Below are 23,624 nucleotides of genomic sequence, written 5' to 3' on the forward strand. Positions count from 1 at the left end.
TGATAAGGACAAAGTGAACAGTAAACCAGTAACGCATGGATAATGAAACCGCGAATTCAGAACGAAAGACTCTTTTCATTAGTAAGGCTACGCCGGGTGATGATGAGTTTGTGCTTTGGTTAGCTCCTCGCCTAGAGGCGGCTGGATACAAGGTTTTCGCAGATATCGTGACTTTGGAGGCAGGCGACCGCTGGCGCAAAGAGATCACAAATACGCTCCAGAACAAGGCAATCAAGATGCTCTTGTGTTGCCGGGATTCGACCTTGGCAAAAGATGGCGTACAGGAGGAGATCGGTATTGCCTCTGACCTCGTCAAGTTGCTCGACGACAACCGGTTCATTATCCCCCTTCGTCTAGAGCCATACAAAAGAGTCTTTGGAATCGGCGAGCTCCAGTACGTCGATTTTGTCGGGAGCTGGGCGAAGGGTCTCCGCGATCTTCTAGATACGCTGGAAAATCAGTCCGTCTCTCGCTCTACAGACACGATCCATATAAATCCCAATTGGGAGCACTACAAGAAGCGTTTGGCAATACGGGTCGAACCGTTGCCGGAAGTTCTCACACTGAATTGGATCCGTATTGCGAGTCTTCCGGACGCCATTCGTTACTACCAACCTACTGGAGCTATTGATCACACGCTGATGGCTGGTGCCTGCAAAGACGGTCAATATCCTGCGGAGGTATACCATCGAGGGTTCTTTTCTTTCGCGGTGCCTGAGGAGATCGACCAGGATTTTGCTCATATTGGAAAGTTTGCTGTTCACTCAACCCACAATCTCTCTAAGTTCCTGGAGAAGGGTAGTGCCGCTCCTGACATACGGCCTCGCGAGGCCAAAAATCTTATGTCATCCATGTTCCGCAAGGCTTGGGAACGTTTATGCAGGGAGAAGGGGCTTTATGAATATGCTTTCTCCAACCAGCTCGCCTTTCACGTGACCAAGGACCAGATTCCGCTGGGCAAGAAATTGTCCTGGGGGCGGCAAGGGCGGCGCCGTTCTTCGATGCTTCGCAACATCTCGCGCGGCAAAGTCTGGCAGTACGGCGTTTCCGCTGTGCCAGCTCTATGGCCCTATCCTCATTTCAAGCTTAAATCGCGCGTGTTGTTCTCCGAATTGACCGGCAAGGAAGCCGGTGCCGTCTTCTCTGAGACGGATCAGCAGCATCGCCTCAGACGCAGCATCTGCAAAGGCTGGCGAAACAAGGCGTGGCACGGGCGCATGATGGCATTCCTCGAATTGATGTCTGGTGACGAGGCCTTCATACAACTGCCACTTTCGGGGACGGCAGCCCTGATGATCGACGCGTATCCGGTGACGGTGACGGCGCCTGTAACCACCGCGTTGCCCGATGCGATGGACGATGACGCCGAGGAGCAGGACAGCTCGACGCTTGGAAACTATACGGACGAGGAGGATGTATGACGGAGCTGCAGGAGCAAGCGCTCGAAGTCGCCTACGTCGAGGAACCGGACTTGGTCTTCGGTTACGGGCAGGTGTCCGATCATCCCAAGGACGGGCTCTTGCTTTACGGTCCCCATTCGGGACCTAGCCGCTCAAAAGAGATTTCGGTCGGCGTCATCGGAACCAGAGAGGGGCTGAACTACTTCAGGAACTGGGCGATAAACTTGGGTGGTTTCATCTCGATCCCGAAACCCGGCAAGAGGGACAAAGAGCACCGTCTTCATTTGTCGAACTTTCCGGGCCTGGAGGAAGCCTACGGCCTCTTGATCAGTCCCGGAGACTTCGTCGAGCGGAGAGTGGACCTCAAGGAGCTGGATGACGCGACGAAGACAGTCAACCGGCATGAAGCGGTTCGAAAAGCGGTTGATCTTTATATCCGGGAAATCGAGTACCAGGACCAGAACGAGGAACGGACCGTCGATGTCTGGGTCTTTGTGTTGCCAGAACTCGTCTTCGAACGTTGCAAGCCGCTCTCGCGACGCTCGGGTCTCGACCGCTGTCCGCCAAGGAAGTGCGAAGCACGAGGCGGATAGTCCCCGATAGGCGTAGCGCGCGGGCGTATGGCCGTAGTGGCGCAGGGGATGTAATTCCCGAAGCCGGCGAAGGCCATATGCAAAGCGCATCGCGAAACGCCGTCAAGCCATTTGCGGGAGTTGAGACGGAGGGCTTCCCAACGAGGAAGTCCGCAGTCGCAACGCACGCAGGGCGAATCGGGGCCTGACAAGTTGTCAAGGAGCGAGTCGATTTTGGTTGACTGGGACGTCCCAAAATCATTCACGAGCGACGAAGACACTCTAGTTGTTACAGGGCGAGTTTGCAAAGAAGCAAAAGACCCGAACAGATATGCCGTTGTTCGAAGGAGTGGTTGATCAGAGCGATGAAGACATTTTTGACGATGTTCCCGATTTTCATAGGCAGGTCAAAGCACGCCTGCTCAAGCTGGGTCACACGTCACAGCTCATCCGGGAGACAACACTCGCGCCTGACCAATTCGTGAATAGGGCTGGTTATCCGCTTCGGCCCCTCCAGGATGCCGCAAGCGTTGCATGGAACATTGCTACCGGCCTCTATTACAAAACGCAGCCGGAGCCGCCTTGGAAATTGGCGAATGTGAGGCCGGGTGTTTGTTATATCGGGCTCGTGTTCAAACTGATTCCAAACGATCCGAAGGAGCATGCCTGTTGCGCAGCCCAGATGTTCTTGAATGAAGGTGATGCGGTCGTCTTTCGCGGCGCCAATGGTCCTTGGAAAACCGGAGACTATGAGTTCCATCTCAAAAAGCCAGAAGCCAAGAGGCTGATCTCCAAAGTACTCGACACGTTCAAGGACAAGCACGGGACGCTGCCAAAAGAGCTTTTCATTCACGGGCGAACGACCTTTGAGGACGGGGAATGGCAGGCATTTACGGAGGCGGCCCCCCAAGGCACCAATGTCATTGGTGTACGGATCAAGACGACGGCCGGGGACACGAAGCTTTTTCGGAACGGGGACTATCCGGTACTGCGCGGAACGGCCCTTATCCTTGATGAGAGGAACGCTTACCTCTGGACGAACGGCTTCGTCCCTCGTCTTGATACTTATATCGGACCGGAAACGCCAAATCCTTTGTTGATTACGATCCTGCGCAGTACCAGAGAATTCCCAAGTATCAAGACTGTGCTTCAGGACATCATGGGGCTGACGAAGATTAACTACAACGCGTGTAATTACAGCGATGGCCTTCCTGTCACTATCCGGTTTGCCAATAAAGTTGGAGATGTCCTGACAATGGGCTCTGCAAAGGATTCCGAGAGGCAACCGCTCAAGTTTTACGTCTAATGCGTTTCGTCAGACCTTTTGCCTATCAGAGACGACGAACTGATTCACTCGAATGGAAAGACTTATACTGCGATCAAGATGTGGGGAACACGCACCGCTGAAGCCATTTGATCTGCTATTGGATAAGTTCACCAAGCGTGGAATCTCGTATCGTGAGAGTACAGCATAACAGTGTATGCAGGTCTGTCTGAACAAGGTCGGTTGCATATCCCCATCCAGGAGCAATACGCGCTGACTCAAATCCGTCAGCAGGTCCCAGATTGGAAGTCAAGGTGGTCCTGGCATGCTCAGCGCTGCCTCCCCCGATGTTTATTGAAGCCACACTGGGGGCAGGTCTCGCGCCGGCGGCCTCGGGATTGGAGCGGCAACTGGACGCCACAATCACGGCAGCGATGTCGGTGGTAAAGCCGACAGCCGTGACAAATAAGTTTTGTACAGTCCACGGGCGAGAGAAAGGACGTTCCGCAGTCCTGACAGGGTCGCTCACGCCAGGTCTCCATATTGACCAGGCGCGGCACATGCACGACGCGAGTCAGATCGAAGAGCGGTTTGCCGATCAGTCGCTCATAGGCTTCATAGGCATCGATCAGGGCGCGTGCCGCGCTGCGTCCGGTCTGTAGCAGACGATCCTGCAGTCGCCAGACTAGGGTCGCCTGCAACATGCGGCGATCATGCGCTCGGTACCAGGTATCGGTGAACGGCATCTGTCCCGGCGGCGAAGGTTCACCGTGCAACTGCCGATACAAGCGGTTGACCGTGGTCTTTTCCAGGCCGGTCAATTGCGCGACCAGTCCCGCCCGGGCGCCGAGCTGGATGAGGCGCGCGGATTCCTGGATCCGCGTGGCATAGCCACACAGCTCCGCGGTGCAAACCGCGCGATCGGCCTTGGCAAAAGGACAGAGGCTGGACAGAAACAACGCTGAATCGGTTTCAGGCTTCATGTGCTCGCCCTCCCTCTCACCGTACCGTGAACAGCGTGGCGTGTTCCATGATGGTCGCGATCTCTTCCGCGCGCCCCTCGCGCACGGCGGCGAACAGCCGCGACCACCACCAGGTCTCCTGGCGCGGAATCAATAGCGGGAGTTTGATCTGGGTGATCTGCGACAACTGGTATGGCGTCAGCTCCGCCAGCATGTGTGCCAGGTCATCGGCGAGACCCGTCAGCGTCGCGGCCAGCTGCGGATCCCGCCGGGTGAGGTCGCGGGCGTGAATCAGGTACTGCAGGTTTATCTGTGAGAAATCGTATGTCATCTTTGTATCCCCCCATGGCATTTTTCAAGCGTGCTCAAGTCTTTATCGGACGATCTGCCACCCTGTTGTAATCTCGCTGTAACATTGGCAGGGATCGTGCTGCGCCGATCGATGGCCTCGGCTACCACGCGCGCCTCGAAATAGACCCGCCGACCCAGCTGCCGCCGCGCCTCGCCCAGCGCCACCGCGAGCGGCTGGCGTCTACGCGCAATGGCCATACGCACCCCGTTAGGGCTAAGATGCAACACCTCTGCTAAGTGCTTGAATGTCAACAACGGCCCGTAGTGCGCGAGCAGGTATTGATGTGTCGCTGAGAGGGGTTCGGTCACCGCCTGTGCTCCCAAGTGCTGATTTGTGGCGCTATGTTAAGTTGCTGTTGTAAAAGAAAAAGAAGGAAAGGCGGCGGCAGAGGCGCCGCTTTCGGGGCTTTATTGGCTGGCGTATTGTGATAGGGCCTAGACGGAATTGAGGCACCGTGCTGAATCGGTGGCGCGGAGGAATACGACAAAACAATGACTTACATAGCGCAGGCAAGCTGCTCTTCAAGCTCGATTTGTCGTTGCTGGCATCCCTAGGTCCGCTGGGCTAGCGTCTGATTATGTGTGGCCGCTTCTACCTCGATACACCCCGCGAACGCCTGCGTGAGCAATTCGCTCTGAAGCAGATGCCGCTCCTGACTGCGCGTTTCAATATCGCCCCCTCGCAGGACATAGCGGCGATACGCGAAGGCGAGGTGGGTAAGCAACTGGTCATGCTGCACTGGGGCCTGATCCCCCACTGGGCCAAGGAGGAGAAGACGAAGTTCAGCATGATCAACGCGCGTGCCGAAACCGTGTCTACCAAGCTAGCCTACCGCGCGGCTTTCCGGCAGCGGCGGTGCCTGGTGCCCGCCAGCGGCTTTTTTCGAGTGGGAACGGACAGCCCGCGGTCGCCAGCCCTATGCGGTGCGGTTGAAGGATACGGATCTCTTCGCCTTTGCCGGCCTGTGGGAGTACTGGGAAGGCGAGCACGGCAAGACCATCGAATCCTGTACCATCGTCGTAACCGACGCCAACGAACTGCTGCGGCCCATCCATGACCGGATGCCGGTGATTCTGGATCAAGACAATTATGACGCCTGGTTGGGTCACGAGACCGCGGACACTGAACATCTGCTCAGTTTGCTGCGTCCCTATCCGGCCAAGCAGATGACCTTGTACCCAGTCAGTAAGCGGGTGAACAGCCCGAAAGACGATGAATCCAAATGTATCGAGCCGGTGATTCTAGACAATGCGTGAAAAGCAATCTGACTCTTTGTCAAACAAGTGATCACCGGCTTTTATCGCAGCAGCGCGGCGCCATAGTAATTCGCTCTACGGGATATAAGGACACCAAGGCCGGCGAGCGCGAAGTCCAGAAAGCACTGCGCAAGGCGATTTATGTAAAGTACAAGATCATGGATCAGGACTTGTTCGACAAGGCATTTGGGTACATCCGACAGTACTACTGATTGGATACGGCCTGGAGCAGGGTCATATTATGGAAACCAATTTGCGTCAATCACCTCTCGCAAGGATTGCTCGATAACCAGAAGGTGTCTTTATCAGCAAAACTGACGGTATCGCAATCTTCGCAGCAATCATCTCAGCCGTCTGATAATCGCGGGGTGATCCTCCTGTGTCCTGAAGGTGGCTGTGCCATGTCCCAACACAGTGTAAGACGTAGCCGGTCGGTTTGGCGTAATCTTCCACCATCTGCTTAACACCCTGCGTACCGAGTACGAACGTTGCTGCAGAGCGTTGTGAATCAGCAGGAGCGGGCAGGACATTGGTGATGACTATCGTCTTTCTGATTTCTGAGGCAGATCCCAGTATGATGCCACCCGTTTCAACTGCCTGATATTCCCCGCATTCCTCAATAATCAGCTGGTGAGCGCGTGGTGAAATCCGGATCTGCCCGGTCGAATCGTTTTCCGCCTGTACGCTGTGATACGGGGCTATATCATCGGTTGTCCAGGTCAGCCCGAGCCCATCATCATCCAGCTTGCCGATAAGCACTTGGCCGGATTCGGGTAATTGCCGCTTCCGCATTTCCAATAGCTTGCGAGCCATGGATGCGGAGAACAGAGAAATATCGGCATCGGGCATTATCATTGTTGTGGATGAACAACCCTGCCCAATTTCCTGGCGCTCCAGATCCCCATTGTTACCGAAAAAACGTTCGCGGAGTGTTTCATCTGACCGAATTATCTCGTAGGCCTCAAGGATTAGATCCGACGTGTTCGGATTCCTGTCGGGCCCTTCGATCGTCATCAGGCCCACTGAGCCCTCGGCGAATAATGACGTTTCGAGTACGCGTGCGGGCATGGTTTCCGTGGGGAGTACGGCCAGTGTGTCACGCACCGCGAGAGATGCGGTGGAATTAACCACGGCCCACGTCTTTTTGGGTATGACTTTCCACAACCGCTTCTTGTCAGCACCGAGTGAAACTGCATCGATATTTACGGCATCGGCGGATTGTCCCAGACCACTGATAGCGCCAGATAATGCACCAGCTTTCCGGTTCATCCACGAGATATCGAAACGTTCTTTGACGGGTATAAGTGCATGACGGGCGGTATTATGCGGCGACAAGGTTCGGTTATCTGCAACTATCGAGGGAGCCAGGCCGGCGCGAGCCATATGAAGGGCTATCTTCAACCCCAGGCTGCCGCAACCAAGGTGCACGAGCATACGGTCATCAGGTATGTTAATGCCCGACACATCCCGCAGGAGCTGTGGCGAGATTGCATGTCGCAATGCAACAGGATGAACAGGAAAAGTAGCATAGTCGTCAGTAAACATCGGCGCCAGCGTCTCGAGCAGGTAGGGGATGAGTTCCAGATCGCTGCTGGAACCGATTAAATGTGTCGGCCGTCTCGCGCAGAGGATGATAAGAATGGGAATGCGTTGAGTAACACCCTGAACGTTTTCAGTTATCTGATGCAAGTGGGAGAGGGTATCTTCAAGTTCTTTCCCGCATCCATATTCATAGGCCTGTTGTATCAGTGTTGATACGTTGGTAACCGTTTCTGGCACATAATGGTCGTATATAAACGGCGTGCCTGACGGCAATCTGCCTGGCGTTGCAAATATGGCGATGGAATCTCCGTATTGGAAGACCTTCGAGGACGTTGATGGAACACGTAATGCTCCGAGGTAATCCCAGTTAACCGGCACAGGATCTGATTGCACTGAACCATAGAAGGAATACCCTTTCTCGGACCTTTGTGACTCAACAGTCGGAATGTACTTGACGTACTCGACAGGGAGGAATCTGAACGCGGGGCGTTTCCCAACAAGTTGTCGCAATGAGCTGTGTTCCACAACAGCATAGTCATCAATGCTGTCACGGCGGACAGGTTCCCAGCCCTGCTCCTGATCGATCAGTTCGTCTTTTGCCGCTCGTTCCAGCCAGTAGACCAGTTGATTGACGATGGCGCCAATATCCTGTCTGTGAAGCAACTCACGCGGGTCACCTTCAAAGTAACATGGTTCAACTGGGTCCTCTGGGTTGCCCGGCTGGATATGGGGGAGGGAGCGGTTGAAATCGGTACGGAGATATATCCGTGGCGGGTTGGCCGGATAGTCTGCCGGGAACTGGAAGAAGACAGGCTCAACAAGCCGGACCCCGGTCGGGCTCTTGCCGGCAGCTCGCCATACGATGGGCAGGTTCGTCCTGATAGATGCAGAAGCCAAGCAGATGCCATCGGGGCTAATTTTGACAGGCCCGATGGCATCTACATGCGGGTGTTTGCCAATCTGGTTCAGCGCATGTTGGATTGCCCAGGGAGGCGTATTTCCAGAATTACCCGGATTAGCCATGCGGCAGGGGGTCGCCACCAACCGCGCCGTTGGAGATATGGCTGGGGCTGCGAGTGCAGCACTTTTCAGCGCCAAGCTATTCCGACCGACTTCATACTCCATGGGGGCTGGTTTTCCCTCGGAAGGGTATTCCGCAGCCGTTTCTTCGAGCATATCCCAGTGTTGATTTTGACCTTGCATGTCGTTGAAGCGGTTGCTAGCATCAATTCACTGACCGTCCGGTCGGTCAGTCTGATTAGCCTAAATCGCGCGGGCAGGGGGAAAACGAATGGCACAAGCCAGTCAGAAATCGACGCCTGTTCACACCCTGAGTGAGGGCGCACTCGCCATTCTTGGTGTGGCCAAACAGCTGTTTGCGGATAAGGGGTTTGATGCGGTTTCCATGAATGAAATCGCCCGCCAGGCGCGGGTGAGCAAGGCCAATGTGTTTCATCACTTCGGATCCAAGGAAGCGCTTTACCTTGCGGTGTTGAAAGCAGCTTGCGAAGAGACGGTTGGCAGTCTGGCCGATACACAGGCCGGCGGCCCATCCGCTGCGGTCGATAATCTCTGGAATTTTTTTGCTTCACATCTGGCGGCAATGTTGAAGAACCCGGATTCTGTGCGGCTCATTCTGCGCGAAATAGCGGAAAGTGAGGAAAGCCGGGAACAGGCGCTGGCAAGTCAGGTATTCGCCGATTACTTCACCCGCCTAGTGAGCATGGTGACTGACGGGCAGGCACAGGGACTCTTGCGCGCGGATTTCGATCCGGCATTGCTGGCGTTTTTAATGTTGGGCGCGAACGTGTTTTTCTTTGAAAACCGATCAGTAACAGCGCACCTGGCCGAGGGTGGCTTTGCCAGAACGCCGGCCCGTTACAGCAGCGCTGTGTTTGACCTTCTGTTGCGGGGTGCGTTATCCGATGTGAAGGGACAGAAAAACCAATAATGAGATTGAACCGCCGAGGATTCGCAATGAATAAAGCAACACTCACCGGACTGTTACTCTGCACCCTGTTGATGACTTCAACGTCAGGAAAAACGGAACAGCCAGAGGACAAACAGGAACCGATTGTCCGCATGGTGCCGGTCACTGTGACGGTAGCCGAGTCTCGCGATGTTGAGGTATGGGAACCCTCCGTCGGCCAGTTGGAAGCCAAGGTTGCGCCACTCATTGCCGCTGAGGTGGCCGGTCGACTGACGGCGGTCAATGTCGATGTGGGAGATCGGATTGTGCAAGGGCAGGTGCTGGCCGAGATCGACCCGGAAGCTTTTCAACTCGCGAAGGACATGGCCGAGGCTGACATCGAGCGTCTGCAGGCCCTGATCCGTGCACAACGTCTGGGTGTGCAGCGCTATCGTGCACTGGTTCAGAAAAAGTCGGCAAATCAGTCCGCGCTGGATGATGCGGAAGCACAGTTCGGTGCCTTGCAGGCCGAACTTACCGGGGCCAGGGTGCGTCTGCAACAGGCTGAGCGCGACATCAGGAAAACCAGGGTCCTGAGTCCGATTAAAGGGCGTGTCGATGATACTCAGGTTTCTGTAGGAGACTATGTAAAAGTTGCTTCGCCGTTGATGCGTATCGGCAACCTTGACTGGCTCAAGGCGCGCTTACCCTATCCCGAAACCCTGTTGTCACAATTACACGCCGGCTTGCCAGTCAGGTTGAGCAGTCCATCGGCCCCGGATGTCAGCGTCGAAACCACAATCAGTGAGGTACGCCCCTCTATCACCGTTGGCAGCCGTTCGGCCCAGATTATTGTGAATGTCGAGAATCCGGGGCCCTGGGAACCCGGTGCGAGTGTGACTGGTGCGGTGAGGGTAGCGCGGCACGAGAACGCGGTCATGGTATCCGAGGTCAGCGTCGTGCGTCGGCCCGCAGGCACCGTGGTTTACGTTATCAAGGACGGCAGGGCGGTGCAGCGGGTAGTGAGCACCGGCTTGCGGCAGGCCGGGCAGGTTGAGATTCTTGAGGGTCTTGCCGCTGGTGAGCGAGTCGTCGCGGATGGTGCGGGTTTTCTGACCGATGGCGCGCTGATTGAGGTCAAAGACGAATGACACTGCCAGAGATTTCCATCAACCGACATGTGCTGGCGTGGATGCTCAGTGCCGTGCTGGTTCTGTTCGGACTGGTCAGCTTCGATCGTATCGGCGTTGACCGTTACCCCTATATCGATTTCCCGATGATCTCGGTGACCACGACCTTGCCCGGTGCCAATCCTGAGATCATCGATGCCAGTATCACCAACCTGATCGAGACAGCGGTCAACAGTGTTCCGGGGATCGAGCACGTGCAGTCCGACTCATCGCCTGGCGCCTCGGTAGTGCGTATTACCTTCAATCTGACCAAGGACGTCGACGTGGCTTTCAACGAGGTGCAGGCCAAGGTCAACCAGGCGTTGCGGGATCTGCCCGACGATGCCGATCCGCCAGTGGTAGCCAAGGTCGAATTCGGCGCCATTCCTATCATGTGGATCACGCTGCAAGGCGACCGCACGCTTCAGCAGCTCAATCAATACACGCGTACGGTGATCAAGAAACGGCTGGAGAATATCGACGGTGTAGGCGAGGTACGTCTCGGTGGCAAGCGCGAGCGCACCATTCGTGTCAATCTCGATGTGGATCGGATGAACGCCTTTGGCGTCACTACCCAGGATCTGATTCGTGCCTTCCAGGGCGAGCACTTCCAGATGCCGGGTGGATTCCTGGTGGGTGATACCAGTGAATACCTGATCAAGCTCGATCTGGAGTTCCATCAGCCTGCGGATCTGGAACACTTGATCGTCGCTTATCGTGAGGGTGCGCCGATTCGCATCAGCGATATTGCGCAGGTGGTAGACGGTCTGGAGGACAACCGGCGGCTGGCCCGTTTCAATGACGAGACCGCCGTGGGTCTGGGTATTGTCAAGGTGACCGGCGCCAACGCGGTAGCTATTATCGAGGCGGTAGAGCAGCGCCTGAATGAAGAGATCATTCCGCAGTTGCCGCCAGGTATGAAAATCGCTATTGCCTCCAACGATGCCGATCTGATCAATGAATTGGTTTTTGCATTGGAGGAGCACCTGGTACTGGGCACATTGCTGACTGCCCTGGTCGTCTGGCTGTTCCTCAAGAGTTTGCGCGCCACCGCCATCATCGCCCTGGCCATACCGGTGTCATTGCTGGGCGCGGTGGCGGTGATGTACTTCTTTGGTTACACCTTCGATACCATGACGCTGCTGGGTTTGCTGCTGCTGATTGGTATCGTGGTGGACGATGCCATCGTGGTGTTGGAGAACATCTACCGGCATCGCGAAGAAGGTGGCCTCGATGCAAAAACCGCCGCCCTGCACGGCACCAATCAGGTGGTTTTTGCGGTCATAGCGGCCAGCTTGACCCTGGTATCCATCTTCGCGCCGGTTATTTTCATGCAGGGCGTCATCGGCAGTTTCTTCCGTTCCTTCGCGGTGGTGGTAACGTTCGGGGTGCTGGTCTCCCTGTTTGTTTCAGTTACGCTGACGCCGATGCTCTGTTCCCGTTACCTCAACGTAGCGAAGAAGCATGGCCAGCTCTATCGATTCCTCGAAGAAGGTTTTCGTGCCCTGGAACGGGCCTACCGCCGGATGCTGCACGGCGCCTTGCGTTTTCGCTGGCTGGTGGTGCTGTTAACCATCGTGGCAGTCTATCCCAGCGGTTTTTTTATGGGCGAACTCGGCAAGGGTTTTCTGCCGGAGGAAGACGAAGGACGTTTTCTGATCAGCTTCAAGACACCCCTGGGTTCCACGTTGGCGTATACCGACGGCCGTCTGGCTGAAGTTGAAAAACGACTGCGCCAGCATGAAGGGATTGCCAGCTGGTTCTCGACCATCGGCACCGGTGAAACCGGACAATCCAGCCGCGGTGAGATCTTCATCCGTCTGCAACCGCGCGAACAACGCAATCTGCACATGTACCGGATTATCGACCAGTTGCGCGATGACCTGGCGGAAATTCCCGGCATCAAGGCCTTTCCTTCCCCGATCCCACCTTTGGGCGGGCAGCGTGGCGAACCCCTGCAGTTCGTACTGCTGGGACCCGATGTCGCCAGCGTCGCTGGATGGAGCCACAAGCTGCAGCAACGGCTCAACAGCATGCCGGAATTGGGGAGCGTGGATCTCGATCTGCAACTGGAACTGCCGCAACTGACCCTGCAGATTGATCGCACCCGCGCCCAGGACATCGGTTTGTCCGCGCAGGAAATCGCGCTGGCGGTGAACGTGTTGGCTGGTGGTCTGGATGTGGCCAAGTACAACGATTTGCCCGGCGATGGCGAACGTTACGACGTGCGTCTGAAAGCCATCGAGGGCAGCTTCAAGACACCGGATGAGCTGCATCGCATCTACCTGCGCGGGCGCGACGGCAAGTTAGTACGTCTGGACACGGTGGCAAGTCTCAAGGAGGACATCGGCCCGGCCGTGGTGACCCGCTTCGACCTGAGGTATTCGGGCAATTTCTTTGCCACGCCCACCATCTCCGAGGGCGAAGCAGCCGAACTGGTCAAACAGGTTGCTATGGAGCTGCTGCCATCCGGATACGAGATCAAGATGATCGGCCGCGCGGAGGAATTCGAGAAGACCGCCAAGTACATGCTGTTTGCCTTCGTCTCCGCCATCGTACTGGTCTATATGGTGTTGGCCAGCCAGTTCGACTCATTCATCCAGCCCTTCGTCATTATGGTGGCCCAGCCGCTGGCCATCGTCGGTGGTGTAGCCGGGCTGTGGCTGGCGGACATGAGTCTCAATATATTCTCGATGATGGGGCTGGTGTTGCTGATGGGGCTGGTCGCAAAAAATTCCATCCTGTTGATCGACCTGACCAACCAGCTGCGTGCAGAGGGCAAAGAAATCAGGGAGGCGCTACTGGAGGCGTGTCCGCTACGTCTTCGCCCGGTCCTCATGACCTCGCTGACGGTTATCATCGTTATGCTACCGGCAGCACTGGGTTTCGGGGCCGGCGCCGACACCAATGGTCCATTGGCAGTGGCGGTGATCGGCGGCATGGTCAGTTCCACGCTGTTGACTTTGGTCGTAGTGCCCGCTGTCTATTCGCTGGTTGAGAATGGTTTAAAACACCTGCATGGCTGGTTGCACCGACGGGCTGTTTCAGCGACACCTTCTGAGTAGAGTAACAGGGTTGATGAAGAATAGCGGTTACTGTTATTTGTTGGCATGTTTCCTGTTTGCGCCGATGACGAATGCTTTCGCGGAAACCCTGCAGCACGCCTGGAAGGCCGCTCTGGCGGCGGATCACGGTCTCAAGGCCGTACAGGGAAACACAGCTGCCGCCGCGCAGCAGCTCCCGCTGATCGCCATGGAGAGCGGAAGCGAGGGCGATTAGTCCCCAATAGGCAACGCCGTCTGCATATTCGCAGTTATGAGCGAGAGCGAGTTACGGAGAAGATGCAGCAGCGGCTGTAGTTGCCGTAGAGGCATTGTGGTAGCCATGACGGAGTGTGACGAGCGAATTTATGAGCAATGTCATACGTAGTCGTGGCGGACGCAGGCCGGTCGGGGCAAAAAGAATTAATCGTCGCGTTGGCGAGTCGATTTTTGACAGGGAGGTCAAAAATCTTTATCGAGATAGCGACTCGCTTGACAATGAACTGCGTTACCCTGGGTAAACTAGGGGATGTCGGCAATATAAGTCAAGTACAGATATGACAAGGGATAATGGGCAACAGGTACTCATATTTAAACTATATAAAACAGTAATTTATAACAAATAATTGCGAAGCAGGTAACCTTCGAAAAACTGTAACCCATAGTGTAACTTGTAGATCGTTTTCTTGTATGTATCCTTATTAAACAATGCTATGACACCTGTGCATCATCGGCGTGTGCGTCTCGGCCGGGGCGAGTTCGGGTGGGCTTGGCGGGCTGGCAGCCACAGACGTAGCGCGGGCGGTGATCGAATTGGGGCTGGAGTGCGGCAGTGTAGCGGCCGCTCACGGGTGCTTCCAACACAACCGAGTCACAGCGCACCAGATTGCCCCGGATTCGGCGCATCGTGCATACTCTGACGGCTATGTTGCGGTCCAGCCGCGCAGCCCGGGCGCTGACGCGCTCCTAACGCATCGTGCCTCGATTCAGGAAAGCGGTTTTAGCCACGTGCAGTATCGCGCTGGCCGTCTGGATGATTCCCGGCGCCGGGGCGTTCGACAATCCTTGGGACGATCCGGCCTTCCGGACTTCGTCGTCACAAGCCGCCCCTGCACCCGCCGCCGACGGTGCGCCGGCGCCATCCCCCGCCGGAGCTGAGCCGGTCATCATCGACGGACCGCCACCCGATCCGGTCGCCAAGGCCGATGATTACCGGATCGGAGTGCATGACCTCCTTGAGATCACGGTGTTTCAGGCCGAGGAACTCTCGCGCAAGGTGCGGGTGAACACCCGCGGACAGCTTTCGATGCCGCTGATCGGTGCCGTTCAGGCCGCCGGGCTCACCGCGCGGGAACTTGAAGAGCAGCTGCAGGCGCTGTACGGGAAGGACTTCCTGCAGGATCCGCACGTCAGCGTATTCATCGAGGAATTCACCAGTCAGCGTGTCACGCTGGAAGGCTGGGTCAAAAAGCCCGGCATCTATCCAATCAAGGGGCGCACGACCCTGATGCAGGCGATAGCGCTCGGTGAGGGCATCGACGAACTTGCCGATACCGACGACGTTGTGCTGTTTCGCGACCAGGCCGGACAAACCGTCGCCTATCGACTGAGCCTCGACGAGATTCGCGACGGCAGGGTGCGCGATCCGGTCGTGGTCGGCGATGACCGGGTGTTCGTGGGTAAGGCGAGCGGACGGGCGTTCTTCAAGGGCATTACCGACGCACTGCGCGGGTTTATCCGCCCGTTCTGAACGCGTTTGGCATCAGGCGATCACGGAATCCTCAAGCATGGCTGAATCCGCACGCGAATTTCCGGAAGTTCCACCCCAGCCGCCACGCGTCGGGCAGGCGCTGATCGCCGCCGATCCCGCGCGGGCGCTGGCGCCCTATGGCGGCTATGCGGCGCCGGCGCCGGCCGACGAAGGCGAGGCGGCGCTGAGCATCGGGCAACTGTTTGCGATCCTGCGGCGACGCAAATGGTCCATCGTTTTGGTGCTGCTGCTCGTCGTCGTGTCGACCCTGGTCGGTTCGTTCCTGGCGACGCCGATCTTTCGCGCAACCACCACTCTGCAGATCGACCGTCAGGCCGCCCGTGTGATGAACTATCAGGATGTGACGCCGACCGATATGGACTGGTGGTCGCGGGACTTCTACCAGACCCAATACGACCTGATGGCCAGCCGTTCGCTGGCCGAGCGCGTTGTGGACCAGATGGGCTTGAGTTCCGATTCGAACTCCAACGCGAAGTCCGCCGGCCTCAGCGCCTGGCTGGCAAAGCTGTTCGGAGGGTTTTCCAGCGCAGAGCCTGATCCGGAAACCAGCGCCGAACGCTCCGCGCGCGAGCGCGCAGTCGCCACCGTTCAGCGTTCCCTCACCGTGGCGCCGAAACGCGACTCGCGGCTGGTTTCGATGCACTACGACAGCCCCAATCCGCAGATCGCGCAGGCGGTTGCAAATTCGCTGGCGCAGACTTTCATCGACATGAATCTCGAACGCCGCTTCGATGCGTCGGCGCGCGCAAAGACCTTCCTCGAGGGGCAACTGCAGACGATTCGCGCAAAGCTGGAGGACTCGGAACGCGAACTGGTGGACTTCGCGCGGGTGCGCGAGATCGTCAACGTGGATGACAAGCAGTCCATCAACGCGCTGAGTCTGAAGGACGTCAATGCCGCGCTGGTGCAGGCCGAGAACGCTCGCATCGAGGCGCAGAGCGAATATGACTCCCTGGCCGGAACCAATGCCGGTGCCGCAGCGTTCATCGACAATCCGGTCATCCAGCAGCTCAAGGAGGCCAAGGCCAAGCTCATGGCCGACTATCAGGACAAGTCCAAGATCTACAAGCCAAGCTATCCGCGCATGCAGCAGATCGAGGGCCAGATCAAGGAGACGGACGAGCAGATCCAGGCGGAAATCGCCAATGTTCGCGCCGCGGTCTATCGCCGCTATCAGGCCGCGCAGCAGAAGGAGAATGCATTGCGTGCGAAGCTGGGCACGCTCAAGAAGGACATGCTCGAATTGCAGGATCGAAGCGTCGAATACAACACGCTCAAGCGTGCCGTCGATACGAACCGTCAGCTCTATGACGGCATCCTGCAGCGCGTCAAGGAACTCGGTGTCATTGCCGGTTCCGACACCAACAATGTGTCGATCGTCGACAAAGCGCAGTTGCCACGGTTTCCGCACGAGCCGAACATCATGCGCAATGCCCTGCTGGCCGTATTCGTCGGGTTGGTGCTGGGCATTGCACTTGCGCTGCTGCTGGAACGACTCGACGACAGCGTCACCTCCGTTGAGGATGTCGAACGCCGGTTCGGGCTGGCGGTGCTTGGCGTGATTCCGCAGTACCGGCCCGGCCGCGATGCGCCGCAGGCACGGCTGTCGCTGACGACGCATGTGGACCCCACTTCGGGCTTTGCGGAGGCGTATCGCTCGCTGCGCACGGCGCTGCTGTTCTCGACCAGCTCCGGAGCGCCCAAGACGCTGGTGTTTACCAGTGCGCGTCCGGGTGAGGGCAAATCCGTTTCCGCGATCAGCTGTGCGATCACGTTCACGCAATCGGGCAGCAAGGTGCTGCTGATTGATGCGGATCTGCGCAATCCTTCGGTTCATCGCGAGCTGTCGGTGGAGAACCACTCCGGCCTCACGAACTATCTGACCGGTGATGCCAAGCCGGCTGAGATTTCGCGTGCGACCTCGGTGCCGGGACTGTTCGTGATCCCGTCCGGCCCGATTCCTCCCAACCCCGTCGAACTGCTTTCGGGCGGACGCATGCTTGATTTGCTGACGCTTGCGCGCGAGAAGGTTGATTACGTGATCGTCGATGGACCGCCGGTGCTGGGGCTGGCCGACGCGCTGGTGCTTTCTGGAATGGCGGATGCGACGGCACTGGTCATAGAGTCGGGTTCAACGCGCGAGGTCCAGGTGCGCGCGATGCTGCGACGCCTGCGCGCAGTGCAGCACGGCACCATACTGGGTGCGGTGTTGACCAAGGTGACCCAACAGAGTTCTTCGTATGGTTACGGGTATGAATACGATTACCACTACCAGTACGGGGACACCAGGCGTCTGACACGCCAGCCGGGTTCGGCCCGGGGCTGAGCCGCCGCAGATGGCGGACAGTCTGCGCCTTGCGCTGGACTTCTACCGGGCGCCGCTGCGCTTTCCGGGGTTGTCCGATCCCACCTCGCCTCTGCCGGACGATCTGGATGCCATCGTTCGGGTGGCCAACGAACGGGTGCGGGATGTCGATTTCGTGCGCGGTGAGGCCGTGCGACTTGGCGTCAGCGTTGAAGAACTGACCGAGGCTGCGCGTTTTTTTGTCAAACAGGTGTTCTTCGCCGCCGCGACCGATCACTATCGCACGCTGGGGCTCGCGGACTCCGCCAGCCATGAGGAGATCCAGGCACGTTATCGGCAATTGATCCGGCTCTTTCATCCGGATCGCGATGTCGACGGTGCAGACTGGGACGCCGTGTACGCCGCGCGGCTGAACGAGGCCTACAGCGTACTGCGCAACGCCCAGCAGCGTCGTGCCTATGACAGCGGGCGGATTCATTCGCGCACATCACCTACCGCTGGTGTGCGACCCGGCCGGCCCGAGATGCAACGTGTGCGGCCGGAGCCGCGTGCGCGAATTCCCGAACGTGAGGAACTGTTGGACCGTATCGCGAGTACCGGCCTGCTCGCGCGGTTTCCGCGCCTGGTTCCGGTGCTGGCGATGATGGTTTTCGCCATCGGCGTCGTCGTCTGGCTCGCGGGCGGACGCGAACACGAGACCATCCGGCTCGCGGCGAATGCCGTCGAGGCGCCCGCTGCGCTGCAAGCGGCCAGTGCGTTGGTCAGCCGTTCCCTGGCCCCGGCGGAGAGCGGTGCGCTTGCTGACGGTCTGCGCGAGCAGTGGCGTGCAAGCGGACGGCAACTGATCGCCGCCGACAGCGTGGGTGGGGCGCCGGGCGAAACGGCGCCTGCGGCTGCGGCCGCGACTCCGGAGCCGGCGGCTGCTGCGGTGCCGCCAAACCCGGCGCCTGAGCGGAAGCCGGACGCGAAGCTGGCCGGCGACGTCGGCCGTTCGCCGCGCGTGCCCCGTGCCGCGGGGCCTGCGGCAGTGATCGAGAGAACGCCGGATCGGGAGACTGTGGCTGCGGCATCCCGAATCGAGTCCGAACCCGGCCTCACGCAACCGCCGCGGGCGCACCCGGCACCGGTTGCCGCCCGGCCGGCAGACCGGAGCCCGGCACCCGCGGACGAGCCCATGCCCGCGGTCGTCGCTCAGGAGTCATCCGACGGGATGGCACAGATTCCCGGCGCGCCCGAGCCCATGCACGGAGCGCAGGTCGATGTTGCGTCTGCGGATGCAGACGCTTCACCGGTCGTGCAGCCCACGGTGCCACCGCAGGTCGCAGCCGACCCGATACCCTCGGCGCCCGCCGAAATGCACGCGGCGCTCGCGAAGGATGACGAGCCGCCGCGCATGCAGACCAGTCGGCCGGCGCCGCCCCGAAACACCGGCCGAGCCCAACCGGTGCAGGACATCGGCAATGCGCTGGGCGGCATCTTTTCCACGTTCATTTCCGCCTATGAGGCCGGTGACCTGGAGCGTTTCATGGCGCTGTTTGCGCATGATGCACAGAGCAATGGCCGCAATGGTCTGGCGGCCATCCGCGAAGACTACGCGAGCGTGTTTGTGTCGACGATCGACCGTCATCTGCAACTGCATCGCATGAACTGGCGGCGCGCAAACGATGCGGTGCACGCCAGTGGCTGGCTGGATGTCCAGTTACGCACGCGCGATTCGGGTCAGCCGCGGCGGGTCGTCGGTTTTCTGCGGGTGCGGTTCGAGGATCGCGACGGGCGGCTGCTCATTGCACAGCTGGATCATGAACACGGTGGCTGAGCACGCCTCTATCGCACCGCTGGTCTGGATTCGACGTGTGCTACTGCTGGGGCTGGCCGGCGTCGGTGCCTGGTTCGCGGTGCACCTGGGCATCGGCGATCACCTGGCGCAGACGATCGAGTCGGAGCCCGCACGCGCGGGCGAAGCCCTGCGCTGGAATCCACACGATGCTGGTGCGCGCATCGCCGCGCTCGCCGTTTCCGCAACCAGCGGTGACGATACCGGTACCGGAGCGAACCTGGTTGATGGCCTGCGGCAGGCGCTCAGATCGGATCCCGCGCAAAGCAATGCCCTGCTGGTGCTTGCACGCCAGCCCGGTGTCTTTTCCGACGCACAGCAGGCCGACCGGGTCGTGCGCCTGGCGAGTCGAATCGGTGCCGCGAACTGGGTCGGGCGTCTCGATGCGGCGGACTATTGGCTTGGCAAAGGCGAGGTGGTCGCCGCTGTCAACGAATGGAGTGCCGCGCTGGAGCGCCGCCCGAGTCTGAAAACCGAGCTGTTTCCGGTACTCATCCGGCTTGCCAACGATGCCGGTGGCCGGGCGGTGCTTGCCGCAATGGTTGACGAACAGGGTCGGCCGGGCTGGTGGACGGAATTCGCCCGCGAGGCAATGAGCAAGGCCCGCAGTGTGGACGATGCACGTGCAATCTTCGATCTGTCCGGACAACCCGATTCCGGGATTCGTGCGGCGATGGTCGATCGGTTGATCGCCGAGCAGCGCTGGGGCGATGCCTACCTTTTGTGGCTCGCCGGACTGGAGCCGGCAGCCGAGGCGCAGCTCGCGCTGCTGTTCGATGGCGGATTCGATCTGCGCCCGCTGCCGGGATTCGGTTGGCAACTCGAAGAATCTCGCGCGGCCGTCAGCGAGTTCGCGCGTACCGTCGGCAGCGATTCGACGGCCTTGCACGTCGTGTTTCGGGGTCATCGGAACTGGTTTGAGGGCGTCTGGCAGCGCCTGTTGCTGCCGGCCGGTCACTATCGCATCTCGGGACGCGTACGGCTGGACTCCCTGGAAGCATTTCGTGGATTGGCCTGGGAGTTGCGCTGCGCGCTGGGGTCCGACCGGCTGCTTGGCAGCAGCGAGCGATTCCTCGGCACACATGACTGGAAATGGTTCCAGTTCGAGATCACGGTGCCCCCGCACGATTGTGCGGCACAGAAGATTGTCATGCGCGCGGTCGGTGACGATGTCACGCAGGCCGCGGTGCGTGGTGAGGCATGGTTCGATGACATGAACATCGCGCCAGACGCAGGCACCCGCACTGTGCTTGAAAGCAAGCAAGCGACCGCCCGCAAGGCAAAACGATGAAAACGGGGTCTCAATACGCACACCGCCGGCGCAGTACGCGCGGGCTTTTTTTCGTTTTGCTGCTGGCAATGCTGGTGTTTGCACCGCTGATCAAGGGTGGAAACCGGCCGTTACCGCTGCTGGCGCTGGAACTGCTTGCGCTGCTGACGCTGGTTCTGGTGCTGTGGACGCCTGGGCGTTTGCATGGTGTCCCGCGATCGCTGCTTGTGCTCGCCGCGGCGATGGTCGGCCTGCCGTTTCTGTACCTGGTCGAGATACCGTTTGAATGGTGGGCGGCCCTGCCGGGGCGCGAGCTTTATGCCGACGGCCTCAGCGCTGCTGGCGTGGAGTCGGCACGCGCGATTGCGCTTGTTCCAGCGCATTCGCTCGCCGCCGGACTGGCAGTGCTGCCCCCGATCGCCGCGATGTTGGCCGTGTTTGCGCTGGGGGAGCGCGAGCGCAGGCAAGCAGTCTGGGTGTTCGTGGCGATGGTCTGCCTGCAGGGGCTGCTTGGGTTGTTGCAGGCACGCCTCGGCTTGGGCTCGGCGCTGGTGTTCGGAGCCGGCTTTCACGTCAGCAGCGGCACCTACGTCAACCGCAACCATTTCGCCGGGCTGCTGGAAATGGGTCTGCCCATTCTGCTCGGCATGAGCCTGGTCGCATTTGGTAGTGGGCATGACTACCGTCGTCGTGGCGTGGTTCGGATCATCACGAACAATCAGGCGCTCGGCCTTTTGCTTCTGACCATTGTTGTGTTGCTGGCACTGGTGTTTTCCAGATCGCGTGCCGGTGTGGCGCTGGGGATGATCGGCGTTCTGGTAAGCAGCGTGGTTTTTTCCCGCCGCATTGGCGGCGGCGGAGCTGCCGGGTGGTTCGGCGCGATCAGCCTGATTGCAGTTTCACTCGCCGCGGTGATCGGGCTGGTTCCGGTGTTGCAGCGCTTCGCGGTCGGCGACGATGTGGCCGAGACTCGCTGGACGATGTACTCGGGCGCGCTGGACGGAATCCTGGCGATGTTTCCGCTCGGCAGCGGCCCGGGGAGTTTCGGCGAGGTGTTTCTGCAGTTTCAGCCGACAAACCTGGCGCAGTTTGTGAGTCACGCACACAATGGCTATCTGGAATGGGTGTTCGAGACCGGGCTTGCGGCTGTGATCCTGATCGTTCTGGGTCTGTTCCTGTACCTGCTCAGCTGGCGAAGGTTCTTTCGCGAACCCAAGTGGGGCAGGCTGCATGCCATGCAGGTCGGTGCCGGGATCGGGCTGCTGCTCCTGATGTTGCACGAACTCGTCGACTTCAACCTCCGGATTCCGGCCAATGCCCTGTATTTCGGCTTTCTGGCCGGCGTGTTCTTTGCACCGCTCGCACGACAGCGATCGGGCAGCGGGCGCCGGGCATCCGCCGAAACGCCGCACAGTTCCGAAGTCGGGGAGATGCCGCCGCCGATCACCGTGATCGACGCGCCGAATCCGTTCAGCGATGATTGATCTGCACTGCCATCTGCTGCCGGGCATCGACGACGGGGCACGCGATCTGGAAACCGCGCTTGCGATGGCGCGCATTGCCACTGACGACGGAATCGAGATTGTTGCCTGCACCCCGCACATCTACCCCGGGCTGTATGACAACAATGCTGAAGGGATTCGCAATGCAATCGCCGCGTTGCACGATGCGCTCAGGGCGGCGGGAAACCCGCTCAAACTCACCGTCGGCGCGGACACGCATCTGGTGCCCGAGGTTGTCGACGGACTACGGACTGGCCGAATCCCGTCGCTGAACGCTACGCGCTACCTGCTGCTCGAGCCGCCGCACCACGTCGCACCGCCGCGCTTTGAAATGGCGGTGTCGAACGTTCGCGCCGCCGGATACGTGCCGTTGATCACGCACCCCGAACGCTTGAGCTGGATCGAGGACCACTACGAAAAATTCGTGGCCCTGGCGCACGACGGCGTGTGGATGCAGGTCACCGCCGGTGCCGTGACCGGGCGTTTCGGGCGCCGGCCGCGTTACTGGGCCGAACGCATGCTCGACGAAGGCCTGGTGCACGTGCTGGCGACCGATGCACACAACACGCGCTCGCGCCCGCCGCTGCTCGCCGAGGGCGAACACGCCGCAAGTGCGTTCGTCGGTGCGGAGGAAGCCAGGCGCATGGTCGTGGACCGGCCATTGGCGGTGCTCAGGAACGCCGCGCCGGACACGCTGCCAGCGCCGCCCGGGCTGACGCCGGATGCGCAGGAGCGATCCCGGGCCAGGGCCGCTCGCGGCGGGCTGTTCCGCCGCTGGTTTGGCGGCTGAATCACGCCTGCGGGCGGCGCGGGTCGGCTGCGCCGACGCAATCGCGGGCAGCCGATGTGCGATTCAGGTCGTGGTCCGGCGAAAAGCGCGCCTGATCCAGTAGTCGAGGCTGAAAAAGCGTCCCGCGCCAGTGAAGAACAGCGCCAGCAGCATGACGAAGTAGGTCGCCGCGAACTCGATACCGTTCTTCAACACGGTGAACGGACCGGTCGCGGTCAACCAGCCATAGTTGCCTCGTTCCTGTAGCAGCGAACGCGCGGCGTCCTTGCGGAGGTTTGCCTGCTCGATCAGGTCCGTGCGCCACTCCCAGGGCACGGTGAGTTCGGTCTCCGGCAGCACGTGCCAGCCGTTTTCGAGGTGTGCGGTGATCGCCGCGACCGCCATCGTGATCATCAGCGGTATCGCAAACCAGCGCACCGCAAAACCCGCAACCAGCGCCCAGCCGCCGACGAGTTCCGTCAGACCGGCGACGTAGACCATGAGTTGTGGCGCCGGTATGCCCAGGCTTTCGAAGTACGGAACCAGATGCTCCGCGTTTGCGAGTTTGTTGCCGCCGGCCAGGATGAAGATCGGCGCCAGATAGGCGCGCAGTGCCAGTGGCCCGAGAAAATCGATCGCGCGGGTTGCGTCGAGCAGGTCTTGTAATCGGTTCAGCAAGCGAATCATCGGGAACGGGCTCCTATTG

General features: G+C 59.4%; 19 protein-coding genes and 1 pseudogene. 15 read left to right on the top strand and 5 right to left on the bottom strand.

The window, feature by feature from the left end; all coding sequences use genetic code 11:
* Positions 1-35: 35 nt before the first annotated feature.
* The 3 genes from KDG50_02900 (at position 36) to KDG50_02910 (ending at position 3,278) form a co-directional block, all read left to right on the top strand.
* The gene (locus KDG50_02900; protein MCB1864350.1) at positions 36-1,421 is read left to right on the top strand and encodes a toll/interleukin-1 receptor domain-containing protein; all 1,386 of its coding nucleotides are present in this window, start codon (positions 36-38) and stop codon (positions 1,419-1,421) included.
* The gene (locus KDG50_02905) at positions 1,418-1,993 is read left to right on the top strand and encodes a hypothetical protein (GenBank protein ID MCB1864351.1); all 576 of its coding nucleotides are present in this window, start codon (positions 1,418-1,420) and stop codon (positions 1,991-1,993) included. Before KDG50_02900 ends, KDG50_02905 begins: the two co-directional genes overlap by 4 nt.
* A 265-nt stretch (positions 1,994-2,258) precedes the next feature.
* Complete coding sequence (locus KDG50_02910; GenBank protein ID MCB1864352.1) at positions 2,259-3,278, top strand: hypothetical protein; 1,020 nt, start codon at positions 2,259-2,261, stop codon at positions 3,276-3,278.
* 287 nt (positions 3,279-3,565) lie between these two features.
* Here the strand turns inward: KDG50_02910 and KDG50_02915 are convergent, their stop codons facing one another.
* From KDG50_02915 to KDG50_02925, 3 genes are read right to left on the bottom strand one after another with little or no spacing between them, the layout of a single operon-like run.
* A complete protein-coding gene (locus KDG50_02915; GenBank protein ID MCB1864353.1) occupies positions 3,566-4,219 on the bottom strand; it encodes a hypothetical protein in 654 nt (217 codons plus the stop codon).
* A 16-nt stretch (positions 4,220-4,235) separates the two neighbouring features.
* The gene (locus tag KDG50_02920; GenBank protein ID MCB1864354.1) at positions 4,236-4,529 is read right to left on the bottom strand and encodes a flagellar transcriptional regulator FlhD; all 294 of its coding nucleotides are present in this window, start codon (positions 4,527-4,529) and stop codon (positions 4,236-4,238) included.
* Entirely contained in the window at positions 4,526-4,858 is a 333-nt protein-coding gene (locus KDG50_02925; protein ID MCB1864355.1) for a hypothetical protein, read from the bottom strand. The genes KDG50_02920 and KDG50_02925 overlap by 4 nt, the downstream gene beginning before the upstream one ends.
* Before the next feature lie 269 nt (positions 4,859-5,127).
* On the opposite strand from KDG50_02925, the pseudogene KDG50_02930 reads away from it, so the two are divergent.
* Together KDG50_02930 and KDG50_02935 are read left to right on the top strand one after the other, a co-directional pair.
* Positions 5,128-5,806, top strand: a pseudogene (locus tag KDG50_02930) (SOS response-associated peptidase).
* Positions 5,803-6,018, top strand: a complete 216-nt coding sequence (locus tag KDG50_02935) for a hypothetical protein (GenBank protein MCB1864356.1) — start codon at positions 5,803-5,805, stop codon at positions 6,016-6,018. Before KDG50_02930 ends, KDG50_02935 begins: the two are co-directional and overlap by 4 nt.
* 46 nt (positions 6,019-6,064) lie before the next feature.
* On the opposite strand, the gene KDG50_02940 is transcribed toward KDG50_02935, so the two are convergent.
* Positions 6,065-8,551 (bottom strand): hypothetical protein, encoded by a 2,487-nt coding sequence (locus tag KDG50_02940; GenBank protein MCB1864357.1) that lies wholly within the window; start codon positions 8,549-8,551, stop codon positions 6,065-6,067.
* An 88-nt stretch (positions 8,552-8,639) separates the two neighbouring features.
* On the opposite strand from KDG50_02940, the gene KDG50_02945 reads away from it, so the two are divergent.
* The 10 genes from KDG50_02945 to KDG50_02990 all read left to right on the top strand — a co-directional run bounded on the left by KDG50_02945 (position 8,640) and on the right by KDG50_02990 (position 22,939).
* Complete coding sequence (locus KDG50_02945) at positions 8,640-9,299, top strand: TetR/AcrR family transcriptional regulator (GenBank protein MCB1864358.1); 660 nt, start codon at positions 8,640-8,642, stop codon at positions 9,297-9,299.
* Positions 9,300-9,325: 26 nt separating this feature from the next.
* On the top strand, positions 9,326-10,408 hold the full coding sequence (locus KDG50_02950; GenBank protein ID MCB1864359.1) for an efflux RND transporter periplasmic adaptor subunit: 1,083 nt from the start codon (positions 9,326-9,328) through the stop codon (positions 10,406-10,408).
* Positions 10,405-13,491: an efflux RND transporter permease subunit gene (locus KDG50_02955; protein ID MCB1864360.1), complete on the top strand. Its 3,087-nt coding sequence runs from the start codon at positions 10,405-10,407 to the stop codon at positions 13,489-13,491. The genes KDG50_02950 and KDG50_02955 overlap by 4 nt, the downstream gene beginning before the upstream one ends.
* 13 nt (positions 13,492-13,504) lie before the next feature.
* On the top strand, positions 13,505-13,705 hold the full coding sequence (locus KDG50_02960) for a hypothetical protein (protein MCB1864361.1): 201 nt from the start codon (positions 13,505-13,507) through the stop codon (positions 13,703-13,705).
* A 795-nt stretch (positions 13,706-14,500) separates the two neighbouring features.
* Entirely contained in the window at positions 14,501-15,217 is a 717-nt protein-coding gene (locus KDG50_02965) for a polysaccharide export protein (protein ID MCB1864362.1), read from the top strand.
* Between the two features lie 37 nt (positions 15,218-15,254).
* The gene (locus KDG50_02970) at positions 15,255-17,564 is read left to right on the top strand and encodes a polysaccharide biosynthesis tyrosine autokinase (GenBank protein ID MCB1864363.1); all 2,310 of its coding nucleotides are present in this window, start codon (positions 15,255-15,257) and stop codon (positions 17,562-17,564) included.
* A 10-nt stretch (positions 17,565-17,574) separates the two neighbouring features.
* Positions 17,575-19,359 (top strand): DnaJ domain-containing protein, encoded by a 1,785-nt coding sequence (locus KDG50_02975; protein MCB1864364.1) that lies wholly within the window; start codon positions 17,575-17,577, stop codon positions 19,357-19,359.
* Positions 19,352-20,668 carry a hypothetical protein gene (locus KDG50_02980; protein MCB1864365.1) on the top strand — a complete coding sequence of 439 codons (1,317 nt, stop codon included), beginning with the start codon at positions 19,352-19,354 and terminating at the stop codon, positions 20,666-20,668. Before KDG50_02975 ends, KDG50_02980 begins: the two co-directional genes overlap by 8 nt.
* Positions 20,665-22,131, top strand: a complete 1,467-nt coding sequence (locus KDG50_02985; protein MCB1864366.1) for an O-antigen ligase family protein — start codon at positions 20,665-20,667, stop codon at positions 22,129-22,131. Before KDG50_02980 ends, KDG50_02985 begins: the two co-directional genes overlap by 4 nt.
* Positions 22,124-22,939, top strand: a complete 816-nt coding sequence (locus KDG50_02990; protein MCB1864367.1) for a capsular biosynthesis protein — start codon at positions 22,124-22,126, stop codon at positions 22,937-22,939. Before KDG50_02985 ends, KDG50_02990 begins: the two co-directional genes overlap by 8 nt.
* 63 nt (positions 22,940-23,002) lie before the next feature.
* Here the strand turns inward: KDG50_02990 and KDG50_02995 are convergent, their stop codons facing one another.
* Positions 23,003-23,605, bottom strand: coding sequence for a DoxX family membrane protein (locus KDG50_02995; protein MCB1864368.1), 603 nt, complete (start codon positions 23,603-23,605; stop codon positions 23,003-23,005).
* Positions 23,606-23,624 lie beyond the last annotated feature (19 nt).

This window comes from Chromatiales bacterium, from assembly GCA_020445605.1.
Taxonomy (GTDB): domain Bacteria; phylum Pseudomonadota; class Gammaproteobacteria; order JAGRGH01; family JAGRGH01; genus JAGRGH01.